Consider the following 17,375-nt stretch of genomic DNA (forward strand, 5'->3'; position numbering starts at 1 on the left):
GCGCTGGACTTCGGCATCATCATCGACGGTGCCGTGGTGATCGTGGAAAACTGTGTGCGGCGGCTCGCCCACGCGCAGGCGCATCATGGCCGGCCTTTGACCCGCGTTGAGCGCTTTCATGAGGTGTTCGCGGCGTCGCGCGAAGCACGCCGGCCACTCCTGTACGGCCAGCTCATCATCATGGTGGTCTACCTGCCGATCTTCGCCCTCACCGGCGTGGAAGGCAAAATGTTCCATCCGATGGCGTTCACCGTGGTGGCCGCCCTGCTGGGCGCCATGATCCTGTCGGTCACCTTCATCCCCGCCGCCGTGGCGCTGCTGATCGGCGAGAGGGTGGCCGAGAAGGAAAACCGCCTGATGGGCTGGGCCAGGCGCGGCTACGAGCCGGTGTTCCGGCTCGCCATGGAGAACCAGCCCGTGGTGCTGACGATGGCGGCCGTCGCGGTGGCGCTCTCACTGCTGCTCGCCACCCGCATGGGAGCCGAATTCGTGCCCAGCCTCAACGAGGGCGACATCGCGCTGCACGCCCTGCGCATTCCGGGCACGAGCCTTACCCAGGCGATCGGCATGCAGGCAGAACTGGAGCGGACCATCAAGGCGTTTCCCGAAGTCGACAGGGTCTTCGCCAAGATCGGCACGGCCGAGATCGCCACGGACCCCATGCCGCCCAACGTCGCCGACACCTTTGTGATGTTGAAGCCGCAATCCGAATGGCCCGATCCGACGCGCAGCAAGGCCGATCTCGTCGGCGCCATGCAGGAAGCGGTCGGCAAGGTGCCGGGCAACAACTACGAGTTCACCCAGCCAATCCAGATGCGCTTCAACGAGCTGCTCTCCGGCGTACGCTCGGACGTGGCGGTGAAAGTCTTCGGCGACGACATGGAGGTGATGAACGCCACCGCCAGCGAGATCGCGGAGGTGTTGGAGAAGGTGCCAGGCGCGGCCGACGTCAAGGTCGAACAGACCACGGGGCTACCCATGCTGACGCTCGGCATCGATCGGGCGAAGATCGCCCGCCTCGGCATCAATGTCAGCGACGTGCAGGATGCCTTGGCCATCGCCGTGGGCGGGCGCGAGGCCGGCCAGCTGTTCCAGGGCGACCGGCGCTTCGACATCGTCGTGCGCCTGCCGGAGTCCTTGCGCAGCGACCTGGAGGCGATCAGGCAGATACCGATCCGGCTGCCCGCCGCGAACGCGGGAGGCAATGCCCCCTACGTGCGGCTCGGCGACGTGGCCAGCCTGGAGATCGCGCCAGGCCCCAACCAGATCAGCCGCGAGAACGGCAAGCGGCGCGTGGTGGTTACCGCCAACGTGCGCGGGCGTGACATCGGGTCCTTCGTCGCCGAGGCGCAAGCAAGACTCGCCGAACAGGTCCAGGTCCCCAGCGGCTACTGGGTCACCTGGGGCGGCACCTTCGAACAGCTGCAGTCGGCCGCGAAGCGCCTGGAGATCGTGGTGCCCGTCGCGCTGCTGCTGATCTTCATGCTTCTGTTTGCGATGTTCAACAACGTCAAGGACGGGCTGCTGGTGTTCACCGGCGTGCCGTTTGCCCTGACCGGCGGCATCCTCGCGCTGTGGCTGCGCGACATCCCGCTTTCCATCTCCGCGGGCGTGGGTTTCATCGCACTGTCGGGCGTGGCGGTGCTGAACGGACTGGTGATGATCGCCTTCATACGCTCGCTGCGCGAAGAGGGCAGGCCGCTGGACGAGGCCATCCGCGAAGGCGCGATGACCCGGCTGCGCCCGGTACTGATGACCGCCTTGGTGGCCTCCCTCGGCTTTATTCCCATGGCAATCGCCACCGGGACGGGGGCGGAGGTGCAGCGCCCGCTCGCCACGGTCGTGATCGGCGGCATCCTGTCCTCGACAGCGCTCACCCTGCTGGTACTGCCGAGCCTGTATCGCCTGGCGCATTGGCGGGAGGAGGCGGAAGAAGCGGCTGTCGGCGCCGAGCCGCAAGTCCAGCCGTCCTGAGCGGAACACCCCGGCCCTCGGGCCGGGGATCACTTACTGAAATCGCAAAGGAGCACATCATGGGATTCTTCAAACACATGCTGGGCAATCTGATGGGCGGCCACCACGGCAGCTATCGAGGCGGCCATCACGGCGGTCACGGCTACGGCGGCTATCCAGGCTATCCGCAAGGCGGCGGCCCCGGTGGCGGCAATCCCTGCCCCCCAATGCGGCAGCGCCAACACGGCCGAAGCGCGCTTCTGCCAGCAGTGCGGCGCGTCCCTGCTACCCGCCAAATGCGCCGGCTGCGGCGCGGAACTCGCGGCGGGCGCCAAGTTTTGCGGCCAGTGCGGCAAGCCTAGGCAATGACTGGTCATATGCCGCTTTGATCACTTGATTCCCGAAGAGCGTCATCATGGCCGAAAAATGCACCCTGGATTTGCCCCTGCTCCTGCCCGGCATCCCCGACGAGCGGGATGCCTGCGTGGGGCGACTGACCGCACTGCTGCAGGCCGAGGGCCTGGAACGGGTGCACGTCGTGCGGGAAGACGGGGGTACGCGCCTCTGCTTGCACTACGACCCGCAGGGCTTCAGCGTGAGCCGGGTGCACGAACTGGCACGGGCGGCCGGCGCGAAGATCGCCAACCGCTTCCACCACGAAAGCCTGCGCATCGACGGCATGGACTGCGCCACCTGCGCCACCGTGATCGAGCACGCCTACCGAGAAAATTTAGGGGTAGATTTGGGGGTAGATTGAAAATCCAAGGCCCACGACAGCGCCCAAATCAATGCCTTGGCGAATTTGTTTGAGGGAGCCCTTGCCAAAGCCCGAAGCCCCTTCGGGCTTTTTTACGCCCGCCGGAACGCCAGAACTGGCGGGGCCTCGCGCGATCCCGGAGACAGTTGATGGCGCGGGGGCCGGCTTTGTTCGCCGAAGCCAACCACCCGTAGGACCGACAAGCTCTGTCTCGGGCTCAACATCAATCCATCACGCCGGCGTCATCACCCGCGCCACGGAAATTTGCAGGACGCGGGGTTGCACCATCCTGCGGTCATGCTCAGCCGAAACGGAAAGCGCTTTCCACCGCGCCCATGACGCGATCCTCGAAGCACTTCACCCCCTTGTCGGCACCCGCAGCACCGGCGGCAACCAAAAGCGGGATCAAATGCTCCTCGCGCGGGGCCGCATCACGCGCACCGGGTGCGCGGAACCACTCCGACAATCGCCGCGCGCGCTCGGCTGCATCCGGATGGGTCACCGTCTCGGTGAGCCAGGCGTCGAATTCGCGTCCGTGAATGTTGGTCACGTCCCCCCGCAGCGCGTGCATCATCACGCCCATGTTGTGGTAAGTGTTGCCGGAGCCCATGATCAGCACGCCTTCGTCGCGCAACGGCGCCAGCGCGCGGCCGGCGGCAAGATGCGCAGCCGGATCGAGGTCGGCGCGCAACGACAGTTGCACGCAGGGGATGTCCGCTGCCGGGAAGGCCACTTTCAGCGGCACGAACACCCCGTGGTCGAAACCCCTTTGGGTATCGAAGGTGCAGGGCAAACCCGCCGCCGACAACAGCGCTACCACCCGCTCTGCCAGCTGCGGTGAACCGGCCGCAGGCCAGGCGAGCTGGTAGGTGTGGGGCGGAAAGCCGTAGTAGTCGTAGAGGAGCGGCGGCGCGGCATTCTTCTGCACGGTGAACTGCGGCGCTTCCCAGTGAGCCGAGATCACCAGCAGTGCGCGTGGCCGCTCCGGCAGGGTGGCGGGAAGGCGTTCCAGAAACGCGCGGTGGCGGTCCCACGCATCGGGCGGGTCCCACGCCATGAAGAAGCATGGCCCGCCCCCGTGGGGGATGAAGAGCGTGGGCTGGCGCCTCACAGTTCGGTGTAACCCTTTGCGTCCGGCGTATAGAAGGTAGCCGGATCGGCGGGCCTGATCTCGCCACCGGTCTTGAGCTTTTGCACCAGATCCGGGTTGGCGATGAAGGGGCGGCCGAAGGCCACCAGATCGCCCTTGCCCGCTTCCAGATCGGCGTTCGCACGCGCGGCATCGTAGCCGCCGGAAAGGATGAATCTGCCCTTGAACGCGGCCCGCAGGCGCGCCTTGTATTCGTCGCTGGGGCCGGTCGCGCCCATGGCGCGATGATCCACCACATGGAGGTAGACCAGGCCGATGTCGTTGAGCGCTTCGACCAGGCGGATATAGAGGGCGTCCATGTCCGGGTCGGGCTGCATGCCGTTGAAGTTGTTGTAGGGCGAGATGCGCATGCCGACCCGTTCCGGCCCGATGGCCTGGGCTGCGGCGCGGGCCACCTCCACCGCGAAACGGATGCGGTTGTCGATCGAGCCGCCCCAGCGATCGCTGCGCTGATTGGCTGCGGTGTTGAGGAACTGGTCGATGAGATAGCCGTTCGCGCCATGCAGCTCGACACCGTCGAAACCGGCCTCGATGGCGCGTTTGCAGGCCGTGGCGTATTCCGCGATGGCAGCGAGGATGTCGTCCTCGCTCATCATGACGGGCACGGGATGGGGCTGCATGCCTTGCGTGTCCGTCCACATCTCGCCCGGCGCGGCGATGGCCGACGGCGCCAGTATCCGCGCCCCCGGCGGCAGGTTGGCCGGATGTGCCACGCGCCCGGTGTGCATGAGCTGCACGAAGATGCGGCCCCCGGCGCCATGCACGGCATCGGTCACCTTGCGCCAGGCGGCCACCTGCTGATCGGAATAGATGCCGGGGATGCGCGCATAGCCCAGACCGTTGGGCGAAGGCGAGGTGCCCTCGGTGATGATCAACCCCGCCTCGGCGCGCAGGCTGTAGTACTTCGCCATCAAATCATTGGGCACATTGTTAAGCGCCCGCGAGCGGGTCATGGGCGCCATGACGATGCGGTTGGGCAGAAACAGCGGGCCGAGCTGAATCGGCGTGAACAGGTTGACCATCATCGTTCTCCTTCTTCTTTCGCAGGGATCAGCCCTTCGGCAGCAAGCGCGGCCTGGACTGCCGGGCGGGCGCCCACCCGCCCAAGATAGGCGGTGAGCGCCGGCCAGGGCGAAAGGTCAATGCCGACATATTTGCCCCAGCCGAGCACGGTGAAGAGATAGGCATCCGCCACCGTGAAGGTGTCGCCCATGGCGTAGGGCTTGCCCGTCAACCGCCGGTTGGCATGCTCGATGCGGCTCACAAGCTGCGACTTGATGATGGATTTCGCCTCATCCGGCAGTTTCGGGTTGAACAGCGCGCCAAAGCCCTTGTGCAACTCCGTGGAAATGAAATTGAGCCATTCCATCAGACGGTAGCGTTCCATCGTGCCCGTCGGCGGCGCCAGGCGTTTTTCCGGCACTCGATCGGCCAGGTACTGCACGATGGCCGGGCCTTCGGTGAGCACCTGCCCATCGTCGAGCTGCAAGGCCGGGACATAGCCATTGGGGTTGATGGCCTTGTAATCGGCGCCGGTTTCAGTGACCGAGCTCTTGAGATCGACCCGCTCGAGGCTGAAATCAAACCCGCCCTCGCGCAGGACGATGTGGGGTGAGAGGGAACAGGCACCGGGACTGTAGTAGAGCTTCATGGTTCGCCTCACGGTTTATTTGCGGGAGCAGGTCTTATAAAGTAACCTTCATGCGCAAACAAGAGGGCACGCGTACCGCCCATGGTTACTTTGAGGGAACCAGCATGATTCCAGATGACACGCTTGCCGAAGCCGCTTCACCCCTTGATCCGCCGCCGCCGTCGAACGGACACCGGAACTGTCCGGTGCGCGACGTGCTCGACCGCCTGGGCGACAAGTGGTCGACGCTGATTCTCGTGACCCTGGCCCAGGGTCCGCAACGATTCAATGCCCTGGCCCGCGCCGTGCCCGACATTTCGCGCCGGATGCTCACCGAAACGCTGCGCCACCTCGAACGCGACGGACTCATCTGGCGCGAGGTGACCCCCTCGACACCACCGTCGGTGGCCTACGGGCTCACGTCCCTGGGAATTTCGCTGATGCCACCGCTCAAGGCCCTCATCGCCTGGGCGGAGCGTCACCAGCCCGAGATCGCCGCCGCCCGTAAACGCTTCGATGGCCGCATGGTCAAGGGCTGAAAGGATCACGACCAGGGATTCGGCGGCGTACCGTTCTGCTGCACCCACTCAAGCGCAGTCCGCGTGCCCAACAGGCGGAGCAAGGTGGCGCATCCCCTGTGCTGATCAAACTGGCGGCCACGATCTCGGGTCCCGGCGTGCCAGTCGGACGCGTCAGCCGACCGAGCCGGATCGCGTCCCTCTGCTGCGATCTCTCCGACCGAGGCGCATCGCCCCGCGTTGAGCAAGCGCTGCCAGTGGTTCCGGCCAAGCGGCCGGCGAGGCTCCCTATGCAAAGGCCGCCCGCGTTTCCTATCATGACGCCATGACGCACCCCCGATCCTTCAATCACCGCCTTTTCCTCTGGCCGCTCATCGCGCTGATGGTCGGCCTCGTCCTCACCGCCATGCTGGTGCAGCAGACGCGGCGGTGGGTGGACGAGCAGCTGACGGCCCGGCTGGCGTTCGATGCCCAGCAGCTCCCGCGCGCATGCAGCAGCAGTTCGCGTTGCAGGAGGAGGCGCTGCGCGGGCTGGTAGGCCTGTTTGCGGCTTCGGAGGAAGTGAGCCGGCGGGATTTCGATGCCCATATCGCAACGCTCCGGCTGCGCGAGCGTTTCCCGGCCGCGCTCGAATTCCGTTTCGCGCGCCGGCTGACGCCGGCGGAACTCCCCGCCTGGCAGCGGCAGGTGGCGCGCTCGCTGGCGGAGCTCGGCGAACCCGTGCCGGATCTGTCGCCCAAGCCGCCCGGCCCGCGCGGGGAATACTTCCTCGTCGAATGCGTCGCGCCGTTTTCCGCGGCCAGCCTCGGCCTCGATCTCCTGGCTTCTTCGCCCCGGCGCGCGGCGATCGGGCGGCTGCGCGCCGGGCAGGGCTTCGCGCTGAGCGAGCGGCTCGGCGCCGAATATCCGGATTTCCCCGCCTATGCGTTGCTGGCCGCGCTGCCGCCGAAAGGGCATACGCCGCCGCCGGGCGTCGTCGCCTTGATCTTCCGGCCCGACCGTCTGGTGGGTGAGATGGCGAGGGCAGCCAAGGATTACGACATCGAGCTCTACGATGCGCCGCCGACGGCCGCCCTCGGCACGAGCGTGCTGCCCATTTTCAATACCCATGCCGAAAATGAAGCGCCCTACGCCGGGCGCAGCGGCTTTCATCAGGCGCGGCTGCCGCTCACCGTGGGCGACCGGCAATGGACGCTGGTCGTCACCGCCCTGGCCGCCTGGCCGCTGGCGCGGCAATACGGCTGGTTTCCCTGGGCGATCGGCGCGGGCGGCGGTTTCTTGAGTCTGTTCGGCGCCGCGCTGCTCGCCTTCCTGCTCCAGCGGCAATGGCAGGCCGAGCGGCAATTGCGGCTCACCGAGGCCGACCTGGAGCGCGCGCAGGCCGTCGCCGAGATCGGCAGCTGGCATCTCGACGGCGACGGGCGTTTGCTCTGGTCGCGCGAGACCTACCGGATGTTCGGCATCCCGGCAGGCGAGCCGGTGAGTTACGAGCGCTTTCTCGCCTGCGTCCATCCTGAGGATCGCGAGAGGGTCGACGCCGCCTGGCAGGCGGCGCTCAAAGGCGCGCCCTACCGCATCCAGCATCGCATCATCGTCGCTGGCGAGCCGCGCTGGGTGGAGGAGCGCGCCGAGCTGCACTTCGCGCCGAACGGTGCGCTCGCCCACGCCGACGGCACGGTGCGCGACATCACGCGCGAGAAGGCCGCCGAGGAGGAACTCCGGCAGCTCAACGCGGAGCTCGAGACGCGGGTCGCCGAGCGCACCGCCCGCCTTTCTGCCGTGCTCGACAACCTGCTCGATGCCGTCATCGTCATCGACGAACACGGCCTCATCCAGTCGGCCAACCCGGCGCTCGAGCGGCTGTTGGGCTACGCCCCCGAGGAAGTGCTCGGGCAGAACGTCTCCCTGCTCATGCCCGAGCCGCACCGCAGCGCCCATGACGGGTATATCGCCCGCTATCTCGCCACCGGCGAGGCGCACATCATCGGCATCGGCCGAGAGGTGGAGGCGCTGCGCAAGTCGGGCGAGCGGGTTGCCGTGGAGCTTGCGGTGAGCGAATACCGCCTCGGCGACCAACGCTATTTCGTCGGCGTGCTGCACGACATCCGTGAGCACAAACGCCTTCTGGCCGAGAAGGAACGCCTGCTCGCCGAGCGGCAGGAGTTCCTCGCCACGATGAGCCACGAGATCCGTACGCCGCTCACCGGCATGCTGGGGATGCTGGAATTGCTCTCGTTGACCGAGCTCGATGCCGATCAGCGCCATGAGCTGGCGATCGCGCGCGAATCGGGCAAGGCGCTCGCGCGCATCGTCGACGACATCCTCGACTATTCGAAGATCGAGGCGGGCCGGCTCACCCTGTCGCCCGAGCCGGAAAACCTGAAGGCGCTGATCGAGTCGGTGCGCGATGCCTATCTCGCCACCGCCAGCGCGAAGGGCCTGTCATTGATGAGCTTCGTCGATCCGAGGCTACCGGCCGCCGTGCTCGTGGACGGGATGCGTCTGCGGCAGATCCTTTCCAACTTCGTTTCCAACGCGCTGAAATTCACCGCCGAGGGCTATGTCGAGCTGCGCGCCGACTGGCTGGCGGGCGATGAAAGCCAGGTGACGGTGAAGTTCTCGGTGCATGATACCGGCGTCGGCATCGCTCCCGACGTGCAGGCGAAGCTGTTCGAACGCTACACCCAGGCCGATGCGACCACCGCGCGCCGCTATGGCGGCACCGGGCTGGGGCTGGCGATCTGCAAGCATTTGACCGAGATGATGGGCGGCGCGATCGGCGTCGAATCCCAGCCGGCGCGCGGCAGCACCTTCTTCGTCACGCTGACGCTGCCGGTCGCCGAGGCCGCCGCCGCGCCGCCGCCGGCCGCCACGCCCGCGCTGCGCCAGCTCGATTCCGGCGGCCGGCCGGTCCTGGTGGCCGACGATCACCCGACCAACCGCGCACTGATCGCGCGCCAGATGCAGCTCCTCGGCCTGCCGGTGGAGCTGGCGGAAAACGGCAACCAGGCGCTGGCCAAATGGAAACACGGCGACTACGCGCTGATCCTCACCGACGTGCACATGCCGGTGATGGACGGTTTCGAGCTCGCCCAGGCGGTGCGCGAGATCGAAGCGAAGGAGGGCCGCAAGCACACGCCGATCCTCGCCTGGACCGCGGCGGCGATGGACGAGGAAGTGGCACGCGCCCGCGCCGCCGGCATGGACGACGTGCTGGTCAAGCCCACCGAACTCGCTGAACTGCGACGTACGCTCTCGCGCTGGCTGCCGTTCGCCGCGGCCAATGGTCTCGCGCCGCTGCCGGCGCTCGACGCGGTGCTCGATCGCAACGTGCTCGGCCAACTGGCCGAAGGCGCCGAGGAAGAGCGGCTGATCCTCGCCGATTTCCTGCACCAGACCCGGGGCGACCTCGCCGCGCTGGCCGCCGCGCTGGCCGCGGCCGATGGCGCCGCCGCGGCGCGGCAGGCGCACCGCATCAAAGGCGCTTCCCGCATGGTGGGCGCGAGCCGTCTCGCCGCGCGCGCCGCGCGGGTGGAAGATGCCGCGCGGCGGCAGGATTTCGCCGAGGCCCGTGCGCGCCTGGCCGAGATGGAGGCCGACCTGGCCGAACTGGCGGCGATGAATGGCCTGCACCCCGAAGCCGCCGCGCCTGCATTGCCTGATGCGCCGCCGGTCTGGGATCCTGCGGTGCTGGCCGACATGGTCGGCGAGTCGGTGCAACTGCAGCGCGAGATGATCGAGAGCTTCTTCAGCCATGCCGCCGACACCTTGAGCGAGCTGCGCAGCGCGTACGAAAAGCGCGAGGCGCGGCCGCTCGCGCGCGCCGCGCACAAGCTCAAGTCCGCCGCGCGCGCGATCGGCGCGCTGGAAGTCGCCGAGCTCGCCGCCCGGCTCGAGGCGGCCGGCAACAATGCCGACTGGCCGGCCGCCGAGACCGCGCATCAGGCGCTCGATGCCGCCTGGGCGCGATTGGAACGACGGTTTGAAGGAGGCGCGAGATGAGTACGACGCCGCTTGCCTGGCTGTTCGCCGACCCGGACGCGGTCGAAGAGGTGCGCACGCTGGCCGCCGATGCGGGTCTGCGCATCGAGCATTTCAAGGAGGTGGCCGAAGCCGTCCGGCGTTACGCGCAGGCACAGCCGGCGCTGCTGCTCTTCGCCTACCTTGATCTCGGTCAGGCAGAGCGGGCCTTTCTCGAGCTCTACCGCACCGCGCCCGGGTTCGCCGGCGGCGATCATCCGTCGATCCTGCTCTGCAAGGGGCAGGATGCCGATACCGCCTATGCGCTGGTGAAGCGTCGCGTGTTCGATGACTATGTGGTGTTCCGCCCCCTTTACGATCCGCACCGGCTGGCGATCAGCATCCGTCACCAGCTCGGCGAGCGGCAACGCGACGAGCGGGTGGCGGTGGGCCGCAAGCTGCTCGATGGCACGCAACGGAGCGCCGCGATGTTGCACGACGCGCTGATGCGCCATGCCGAAGTCGCCGCAACGACGGCGGCGGAGCTGGCCGCGGCGCGTCGCCGCCTGGCCGCCGAGGCGCCGGAACTGCACCCGCAGCTCGAAGCCGCCTGCGCGCCGGTCGAACGCCGGCTCGCCACCAGCAGCGCCGCGGCGCAGGAAACCGCGGCGACGGTCGCGCCGAAGCTTGCCGAAGCGGGCGACTGGCTGGCCCGGCAGCCGCAGCGCTTGGCGGTGGTGGATGACGACCCAGTCTATCTGCAGGTGCTCACGCGCATGCTGGAGCAGGCCGGCTACGAGGTCGCCGCCTTCAGTGACCCGATCGGCGCACTGGTGGCGCTGCCTCGGCTGAAGCCCGACGCGCTGCTGGCGGATGTCGAGATGCCCGGGATGTCCGGCCTCGAGCTGATCGAGCAGGTGCACCAGGTGCCCGCGCTGCGCGAATTGCCCTGCCTGCTCATCAGCGGCCATGCCGATGCCCAGACAGTGAGGGAGGCGGCGCGGCACGGCATCGCCGGCTTCATCGTCAAACCCGGTAACCGCGCGACCGTGCTGGAAAAGCTGCGCGCCGTCCTGCCTCCGCCCCCGCCCCCATGGAGCCTGCCATGAATGTCACCGCCCCCATCCTGATCGTCGAGGATCACGACTTCCAGCGCCGCATCCTCGCGCGCATGCTCGGCGCGCTGGGCGCGCCAAGCGTGCTCGAGGCGGCCAACGGCCGCGAGGCGCTGGCCTTGCTCGATGCCGACGCACAGCCCGCGCTGGTGATCTGCGATCTCGACATGCCGGAGATGGATGGCATGGCCTTCATCCGTCATCTGGGCGAAAGACTGCCCGAGACATCGGTGATCATCGCCAGCGCGCTCGACCCGGCGCTGCTCGGCTCGGTGGCGAAGATGGCCGACGCCTATGGCGTGCGCCTGCTCGGCGTGCTGGAAAAGCCGGTCACGCGCGTGCATCTGGCGCAGTTGCTGGCCGCCAAGGACACGACGCCGCGCCCGCCACGTCCCGTTCAGGTTGCGCCAAGCTTCAGTCTCGCCGAGATCGAGGCGGCGATCGCGAACCATGAATTCATCCCCTTCTTCCAGCCCAAGGTGGACATGAAGAGCGGCGCCGTGGTCGGGGCCGAGGCGCTGGCGCGCTGGAAGCACCCGACGCAGGGCATCGTTGGGCCTTATGCCTTCATCCTGACGCTGGAAAAGGCCAACCGGATCGATGCGCTCACTTTCCTGATGTTGGAGCAGGCGGCGCATGCCACACGCCGGCTGCACGAGGCGGGGCTGGACATCAGCGTATCGGTGAACCTCTCGACGACCTCGCTCGCCGACGTCACGCTGGCCGACCGGGTGACCGGGATCGTCACCGACTGCGGCGTCGATCCCAAGCACATGGTGCTGGAGGTCACCGAGACCGCGGCGATGACCGCGCTGGCCCCCGCCCTGGAAAACCTCACCCGCCTGCGCATGAAGGGCTTTGGCCTCTCCATCGACGATTACGGCACCGGCTTTGCCAGTCTCGCGCAACTGGCGCGCGTGCCCTTCACCGAGCTGAAGATCGACCAGGGCTTTGTCACCGGCTGCAGCGACAATCCGAACGCGCAGGTGATCATCGAGGCGAGCATCGGCCTGGCCCATGGGCTGAAGCTCAAGACGGTGGCCGAAGGCATCGAGACCCAGGCCGACTGGGAGGCGTTGAAGGGAATGGGCTGCGATCTCGCCCAGGGCTATTTCATTGCGCAACCGATGGACGAGGCCGGATTCCTTCAGTTCTGTCAATCCCGGGCCCAGCCTGCGCCGGCTGCCTGAGGGACGGCGGCTCGACAGTCACAAAGCACCCAAGCACCTTTGCCCAGCCCGAACCGCCCGCCGCCCCGGCTCAAATGCGGCCCGGCGCCCCCACCGTTCGATGATCCCGCGCCGGGCCGTGCGCTTCAGTCACGCAGCCGGCTGAAGACGAAGTCGTGGTCTTTCTGCTGGGCGTGGCAGTCGAAACAGGCGCTCTTGGCGTTCGCCCCCACCGCCCGCTTGCCCGGCTCACCCCCGGCGAAACCCTCGAAGCCCCAGCCACCGGTGGCAGCATAACGCTTGGCGTCCTTGTGCATGACCCCCAGCACCTTGCGGCTGCCTTCGGTCACGGCATTGTCCTTGCGCTGGGCTTCCAGGAGATCGAAGACGATGACCGAGCCATCGGGGAAGCGGCCCGCCTTGTACCCCTGCATGGCCTTGGCATTGGCATAGAGATGGTGGATGCCGCCGAAGGACCCATACAGGGGATGCCCCTCCTCGATCACCATGCTCTTGACGTGGTGCCAGTCACGATAGCCCGTGGGATAGGGCACGTCCGCCGCCATCGCCGGCGCGGCGAGCCCCGCCAGGAGCAGAAAAAGCAGAGATGGCTTGTTCATGATGACCTCCTTGACGTTGGTTGATGATGCATCGACTCGATGCACGATTAAGCGTAGACTCGATACATCAGGCTTGTCAAGCCGTGCTTCGAGGCGATACATTAGCCCCATGAGCCAGGTTCCCCTTCTCCTCGAACGGCTGGGCGCGCTGCTCGCGCAGTCGGTGCGCGAAGAGGCCGCGCGCCACGGTCTCCTGCCCATTCATCTGCAGGTGCTGCACTACCTGTCGCGCGCCAATCGCTACAGCGATATGCCCATCGCCATCGCCGAATATTTCGGCATCACCCGCGGCACGGTCTCGCAAACCCTCGCCGTGCTGGAACGCAAGGGCCTGCTCGCCAAAAAAGCCGACCCGCAGCACGGCAGGCGGGTGCATTTGCGCCTGACGGCGGCGGGCAGGGCCGCGCTCAAAGGGAGCTGGCCCGAGCGCATCGAACAGGCCCTCACGCATCTATCCGGGGAGGCCACCCACCTGGAAGCCACCCTGCGCGCGCTGCTCACGACCCTACAGACCCTCAACGGCCAGCGCGCCTTCGGCCTGTGCCGGGAATGTGCCCACTTCCTCCGGGAAAAGGATGGCGCCCGCTGCGGCCTGACCGGCGAACCCCTGGCGGCGGAGCAGACGGTGCGCATCTGCCGTGACTGGACCGCCCCGGCGGAAGGCCGCCTTTGAGAAAGCGGCTAGGCTGGCTACCGCGAGCCGGAAATTCCGGCTAATCTTTCCCGTCCGGACCGGAATTCCGTCTATGCGTGTGTTGGGCCTGCTCATTCTTTTGGCTGTCGCGCCCGTGTGGGCGGCCCAGCTCACCGCCGGGCCCATGCTGGGCCCGGTGACAAGCCGCACGGCGGTCATCTGGATACAGGGGGACGCCGCCGCGGAAGCGGACGTGGAATACTGGCCCGCCACCCGGCCGCAGGAGCGGCAGCGCAGCGCCCGGGTGCGCCTCGAGGCGGCGGAGGATTTCACCGCCCGCCTGACATTGGTGGGACTGGACGCCGACACCCGTTACCACTACCAGGTCTTCCTCGATGGTGAACCGGCGCGGTCGGGGGCGGTGCTCACCTTCCGCACCCTGCCCCTGCCCCGGCGGGGTCCGGCTCCCGAAATCAGCGTCTATCTGGGTTCCTGCGCCTATGTGAACGATCCGGCGGTGGACCGACCGGGCCCACCCTATGGCGGGGACTATGCCATCTTCGAGACCCTCGCCCGGCAGGCCGAGAACAATCCCCGCCACGGCCTCATGCTCTGGCTGGGGGACAACGTCTATCTGCGGGAGGCCGACTACGCCACCCCCTGGGGCATGAACGCCCGCTACCGCCACACCCGCAGCCTGCGCGAGCTGCAACCTCTGCTTTCCACGCTGCCCCATTACGCCATCTGGGATGACCACGATTACGGTCCCAACGATGCCAACCGCAGTTTCGTCTTCAAGGAGGAAAGCCTGCGTCTGTTCCGCCGCTACTGGGCCAATCCCAGTCACGGTCTGCCCGGGCTGCCCGGGATTTTCACCACTTTTTCCGTGATTGATGCGGATTTCTTCCTCCTCGACGACCGTTTCCACCGCGCAGCGGACAGGACGGAGGTGAGCCGGGAGGAACTGGATCTGATGAAGGAGGCACGGGAGTGGGTGTTGAGCCAGAATGCCCTGTTGCGGCTCATTGGACGGCGCTATTTCGGCTCGACGCCGGCGGTGGAGACCCACAAGGTGCTGTTCGGCTTCGAGCAGCTCGACTGGCTCAAACAGGCCCTCATCCAGTCACGCGCCACCTTCAAGTTCATTGTCAGCGGCAGCCAGCTCCTGAATGACAACCATCCCTTCGAAGGCTGGCACAACTTCCCCCAGGAGCGGGAGGGCTTCCTCGCCTGGCTCAAGCGGCAGAACATTCCCGGCGTGGTCTTCCTTTCCGGCGACCGCCACCACACCGAACTTCTGCGGCGCACCAGCAAGGATTTCTATCCCCTGTACGAGCTGACCTGCTCGCCGCTGACCGCCGGGCCGCGCACGCCGCGGGAGAAGGAAGCCGACAATCCCCTGCGCCTTGCCGGTACCCTGGTCACCCAGCGCAATTTCTGCCGCATCGACATCGTCGGCGGTGGGGAGGATCGCCGGCTGGTGCTGCAAAGCTACGACAGCCAGGGCAGACTCCTGTGGGAGCGCACCATCGCCGCCGATGAACTGCGCTGGTCGCCGCCGCAGCCCTGATCGCCGGGGCCTGCCAGGCTCAGGTGCCGCAGAAGGTGCGAAAACCCGCCATGAACTCGGCGGGCGCCGGCTCGGCGAAGGACGCGCGTGCGGGGTCCTCGCGGTAGGGGTCCCGCACCGCGGCCAGGAGCCTTTCGAAGGGCGCAAGATCCCCCGCCTCGGCGGCGGCAAGCGCCTCCTCCACCCGGTGGTTGCGGGGGATGATCCAGGGATTGACCCGCCGCATGCGCCCCGCGCGGGCGCGACCCGGGTTTTCCTCGCCCTCATCTTCGCTGCGGCAGCGTTCCCGCCAGCGCGCAAGCCACCGTTCGAGACCCGGTCGCCCCGGGAAGAGGGCAGAAAGTCGCGCCTCGTTGCCTTCCGCCGCATCGGCGAGATAGCGGAAAGCCAGGGTGTAATCCACCCGTTGAGCGTGGAGGAGGTCGAGCCACGCCTCCCCCAGCGCACGATCCGAGGCTGCCGCCGTGCGCAAACCCAGTTTCGCCCGCAGGCCGGAAAGCCATCGGGCTTCGTAGAGACCGACGAAGTCGTCGATCACCCGGGTGGCAGCCGTGACGGCACCGCCCTCGTCGTCACTGATCAGGGGCAGCAGTGTTTCCGCGAAGCGGGCGAGATTCCAGCGGGCAATCACGGGCTGTTGCTGATAGGCATAGCGGCCCATGTGGTCGATGGAACTGAACACCGCCTGGGGATCATAGGCCTCCATGAAGGCACAAGGACCGAAGTCGATGGTCTCGCCCGAGATGGCCATGTTGTCCGTGTTCATCACGCCGTGGATGAAACCCACGTGCATCCACTGGGCGATGAGGGCCGCCTGCCGCTCCGCCACGGCACGCAGCAGGGCCAGATAGCGGTCGCTGCGGCCGGCCAGCTCGGGATAATGGCGGGCGATGGTGTAATCGGCGAGCCGCCGCACCTGGTCCACGGTGCCGTGCGCCCAGAAATACTGGAAGGTCCCCACGCGGATATGGCTAGCCGCCACCCGGGTGAGCACCGCCCCGGGCAGGATGCGCTCCCGGTAAACGGGCTCGCCCGTCGTCACCACCGCCAGGGCGCGGGTGGTGGGCACGCCCAGCGCATGCATCGCCTCGCCGATGATGGCTTCGCGCAGCATGGGCCCCAGTGCCGCCTTGCCATCGCCGCGGCGGGAGAAGGGTGTGGCGCCCGAGCCCTTGAAGGCGATGTCCCGCCGGCGGCCGGCGCGGTCCACCACCTCGCCGATCAGAAGCGCCCGGCCATCGCCCAGTTGGGGCGCGAACTGGCCGAACTGATGGCCGGCATAGGCTTGGGCGATGGGCTGCGCACCGGCGGGCAGGGCATTGCCAGAGAAAAGTTCCGCCAGCGCGGCCGCATCAAGACCCGCAAGATCAAGGCCCAGCTCCGCGGCCAGCGCATCGTTGAGGAAAACCAGCCGGGGCTGGGGCACCCGTTCAGGCTGCCAATCGACGTAGAAGCCAGGTAACTCGCGGGCGTAGGAGTTGTCGAAAACAAACGCGGCCATGCAAAATTCCCAAAAGGTCCGGGCAAGGCAGAGTAAGGCCGCTTTCTGCGAATTTCCACCCTGCCGCCGCCAGGGAGACTCGCCTGTCCCGTAAACCATCAGCCGGGACGGCGATCTTTGGCCCCCCACCATGGGTGAGGATGAGGAATCGATCGTGACGGAAAGCTGTTGCGGTGCCAACCCCTGCCGGGGCGAAAGCTTCGACCCGCGCTTTCGCCGCGCCCTGTGGATTGCCCTCGGCATCAACGCCGCCATGTTCGTAGTGGAGGTGCTGGCGGGGCTGGATGCGGGCTCCGCGTCGCTCCTTGCCGATGCCGCGGATTTTCTCGGCGATGCGGGCAATTACGCCCTCTCCCTGGCCGTCCTGTCCATGGGGCTTTTGTGGCGCGCCCGCGCCGCCCTGGTCAAGGGACTCACCATGGCGGGCTTCGGTGTCTTCGTCCTCGGCAAGGCCGGCTGGAATGCCTGGCTCGGTGCGCCGCCGGAAGCCCTCACCATGGGCGTGATTGCCTTCCTCGCCCTCCTCGCCAATGTGGCGGTGGCCTTGCTGCTTTATGCCTTCCGCACGGGCGATGCCAACATGCGTTCCGTTTGGCTGTGCAGCCGGAACGACGCCATCGGCAATGGCGCGGTCATGCTGGCCGCTGCCGGCGTCTTCGGCACCGGTCACGCCTGGCCAGATCTGCTGGTCGCCGCCGCGATGGGAACCCTCGGGCTCACCTCGGCCTTGACCGTGATCCGCCACGCCCGCGCCGAACTGGCGACAAGCCGCCCGACCCTGTGACCTGGCCCCCCGGG

At 67.4% G+C, this 17,375-nt stretch carries 15 protein-coding genes; 10 read left to right on the forward strand and 5 right to left on the reverse strand.

The features are described 5' to 3' along the window. The 3 genes from K6T56_08305 to K6T56_08315 all read left to right on the forward strand — a co-directional run. The coding region (locus K6T56_08305; GenBank protein ID MCL6556345.1) for a CusA/CzcA family heavy metal efflux RND transporter at window positions 1-1,974 on the forward strand (1,974 nt) is incomplete at its 5' end. Between the two features lie 114 nt (window positions 1,975-2,088). Then, entirely contained in the window at window positions 2,089-2,322 is a 234-nt protein-coding gene (locus K6T56_08310) for a zinc ribbon domain-containing protein (GenBank protein ID MCL6556346.1), read from the forward strand. 46 nt (window positions 2,323-2,368) lie between these two features. Then, window positions 2,369-2,710 (forward strand): hypothetical protein, encoded by a 342-nt coding sequence (locus tag K6T56_08315; protein MCL6556347.1) that lies wholly within the window; start codon window positions 2,369-2,371, stop codon window positions 2,708-2,710. Window positions 2,711-3,011: 301 nt separating this feature from the next. Here K6T56_08315 and K6T56_08320 read toward each other — a convergent pair whose 3' ends face one another. The 3 genes from K6T56_08320 to gstA are packed head-to-tail and all read right to left on the reverse strand — an operon-like array spanning window position 3,012 to window position 5,511. Beyond that, a complete protein-coding gene (locus K6T56_08320; GenBank protein ID MCL6556348.1) occupies window positions 3,012-3,767 on the reverse strand; it encodes a dioxygenase in 756 nt (251 codons plus the stop codon). Between the two features lie 50 nt (window positions 3,768-3,817). Then, entirely contained in the window at window positions 3,818-4,885 is a 1,068-nt protein-coding gene (locus K6T56_08325) for an alkene reductase (protein ID MCL6556349.1), read from the reverse strand. Then, on the reverse strand, window positions 4,882-5,511 hold the full coding sequence (gstA, locus tag K6T56_08330) for a glutathione transferase GstA (protein ID MCL6556350.1): 630 nt from the start codon (window positions 5,509-5,511) through the stop codon (window positions 4,882-4,884). Before gstA ends, K6T56_08325 begins: the two co-directional genes overlap by 4 nt. Window positions 5,512-5,615: 104 nt before the next feature. On the opposite strand from gstA, the gene K6T56_08335 reads away from it, so the two are divergent. The 4 genes from K6T56_08335 (at window position 5,616) to K6T56_08350 (ending at window position 12,273) form a co-directional block, all read left to right on the forward strand. Continuing rightward, window positions 5,616-6,029 carry a helix-turn-helix transcriptional regulator gene (locus K6T56_08335; protein ID MCL6556351.1) on the forward strand — a complete coding sequence of 138 codons (414 nt, stop codon included), beginning with the start codon at window positions 5,616-5,618 and terminating at the stop codon, window positions 6,027-6,029. Window positions 6,030-6,497: 468 nt separating this feature from the next. Then, window positions 6,498-10,010, forward strand: coding sequence for a PAS domain S-box protein (locus tag K6T56_08340; GenBank protein ID MCL6556352.1), 3,513 nt, complete (start codon window positions 6,498-6,500; stop codon window positions 10,008-10,010). Next, complete coding sequence (locus K6T56_08345; protein MCL6556353.1) at window positions 10,007-11,077, forward strand: response regulator; 1,071 nt, start codon at window positions 10,007-10,009, stop codon at window positions 11,075-11,077. The genes K6T56_08340 and K6T56_08345 overlap by 4 nt, the downstream gene beginning before the upstream one ends. Continuing rightward, window positions 11,074-12,273: an EAL domain-containing response regulator gene (locus K6T56_08350; GenBank protein MCL6556354.1), complete on the forward strand. Its 1,200-nt coding sequence runs from the start codon at window positions 11,074-11,076 to the stop codon at window positions 12,271-12,273. The genes K6T56_08345 and K6T56_08350 overlap by 4 nt, the downstream gene beginning before the upstream one ends. 125 nt (window positions 12,274-12,398) lie before the next feature. On the opposite strand, the gene K6T56_08355 is transcribed toward K6T56_08350, so the two are convergent. After that, the gene (locus K6T56_08355; GenBank protein ID MCL6556355.1) at window positions 12,399-12,872 is read right to left on the reverse strand and encodes a cytochrome P460 family protein; all 474 of its coding nucleotides are present in this window, start codon (window positions 12,870-12,872) and stop codon (window positions 12,399-12,401) included. 109 nt (window positions 12,873-12,981) lie between these two features. Between K6T56_08355 and K6T56_08360 the strand changes: the two genes are divergently transcribed. Continuing rightward, complete coding sequence (locus K6T56_08360; GenBank protein MCL6556356.1) at window positions 12,982-13,545, forward strand: MarR family winged helix-turn-helix transcriptional regulator; 564 nt, start codon at window positions 12,982-12,984, stop codon at window positions 13,543-13,545. A gap of 73 nt (window positions 13,546-13,618) precedes the next feature. Then, window positions 13,619-15,076 carry an alkaline phosphatase D family protein gene (locus tag K6T56_08365; protein MCL6556357.1) on the forward strand — a complete coding sequence of 486 codons (1,458 nt, stop codon included), beginning with the start codon at window positions 13,619-13,621 and terminating at the stop codon, window positions 15,074-15,076. A 19-nt stretch (window positions 15,077-15,095) separates the two neighbouring features. On the opposite strand, the gene K6T56_08370 is transcribed toward K6T56_08365, so the two are convergent. Then, window positions 15,096-16,577 (reverse strand): YdiU family protein, encoded by a 1,482-nt coding sequence (locus K6T56_08370; GenBank protein ID MCL6556358.1) that lies wholly within the window; start codon window positions 16,575-16,577, stop codon window positions 15,096-15,098. Between the two features lie 130 nt (window positions 16,578-16,707). Here K6T56_08370 and K6T56_08375 point away from each other — a divergent pair, with 130 nt between their 5' ends. Further along, on the forward strand, window positions 16,708-17,361 hold the full coding sequence (locus K6T56_08375) for a cation transporter (protein MCL6556359.1): 654 nt from the start codon (window positions 16,708-16,710) through the stop codon (window positions 17,359-17,361). The last annotated feature ends 14 nt before the right edge of the window (window positions 17,362-17,375 follow it).

The organism is Burkholderiales bacterium (assembly GCA_023511995.1).
Taxonomy (GTDB): Bacteria; Pseudomonadota; Gammaproteobacteria; order Burkholderiales; family Thiobacteraceae; genus Thiobacter.

What these genes read in the sequence shown, in the direction of transcription:
- K6T56_08360 (MCL6556356.1), top strand. Translation starts at nt 12,982, where the DNA reads ATGAGCCAGGTTCCCCTTCTCCTCGAACGGCTGGGCGCGCTGCTCGCG.
- K6T56_08365 (MCL6556357.1), top strand. Translation starts at nt 13,619, where the DNA reads ATGCGTGTGTTGGGCCTGCTCATTCTTTTGGCTGTCGCGCCCGTGTGG.
- K6T56_08355 (MCL6556355.1), bottom strand. Translation starts at nt 12,872, where the DNA reads ATGAACAAGCCATCTCTGCTTTTTCTGCTCCTGGCGGGGCTCGCCGCG.
- K6T56_08370 (MCL6556358.1), bottom strand. Translation starts at nt 16,577, where the DNA reads ATGGCCGCGTTTGTTTTCGACAACTCCTACGCCCGCGAGTTACCTGGC.
- K6T56_08335 (MCL6556351.1), top strand. Translation starts at nt 5,616, where the DNA reads ATGATTCCAGATGACACGCTTGCCGAAGCCGCTTCACCCCTTGATCCG.
- K6T56_08345 (MCL6556353.1), top strand. Translation starts at nt 10,007, where the DNA reads ATGAGTACGACGCCGCTTGCCTGGCTGTTCGCCGACCCGGACGCGGTC.
- K6T56_08340 (MCL6556352.1), top strand. Translation starts at nt 6,498, where the DNA reads ATGCAGCAGCAGTTCGCGTTGCAGGAGGAGGCGCTGCGCGGGCTGGTA.
- K6T56_08375 (MCL6556359.1), top strand. Translation starts at nt 16,708, where the DNA reads ATGGGTGAGGATGAGGAATCGATCGTGACGGAAAGCTGTTGCGGTGCC.
- K6T56_08325 (MCL6556349.1), bottom strand. Translation starts at nt 4,885, where the DNA reads ATGATGGTCAACCTGTTCACGCCGATTCAGCTCGGCCCGCTGTTTCTG.
- K6T56_08320 (MCL6556348.1), bottom strand. Translation starts at nt 3,767, where the DNA reads ATGGCGTGGGACCCGCCCGATGCGTGGGACCGCCACCGCGCGTTTCTG.
- K6T56_08315 (MCL6556347.1), top strand. Translation starts at nt 2,369, where the DNA reads ATGGCCGAAAAATGCACCCTGGATTTGCCCCTGCTCCTGCCCGGCATC.
- gstA (MCL6556350.1), bottom strand. Translation starts at nt 5,511, where the DNA reads ATGAAGCTCTACTACAGTCCCGGTGCCTGTTCCCTCTCACCCCACATC.
- K6T56_08350 (MCL6556354.1), top strand. Translation starts at nt 11,074, where the DNA reads ATGAATGTCACCGCCCCCATCCTGATCGTCGAGGATCACGACTTCCAG.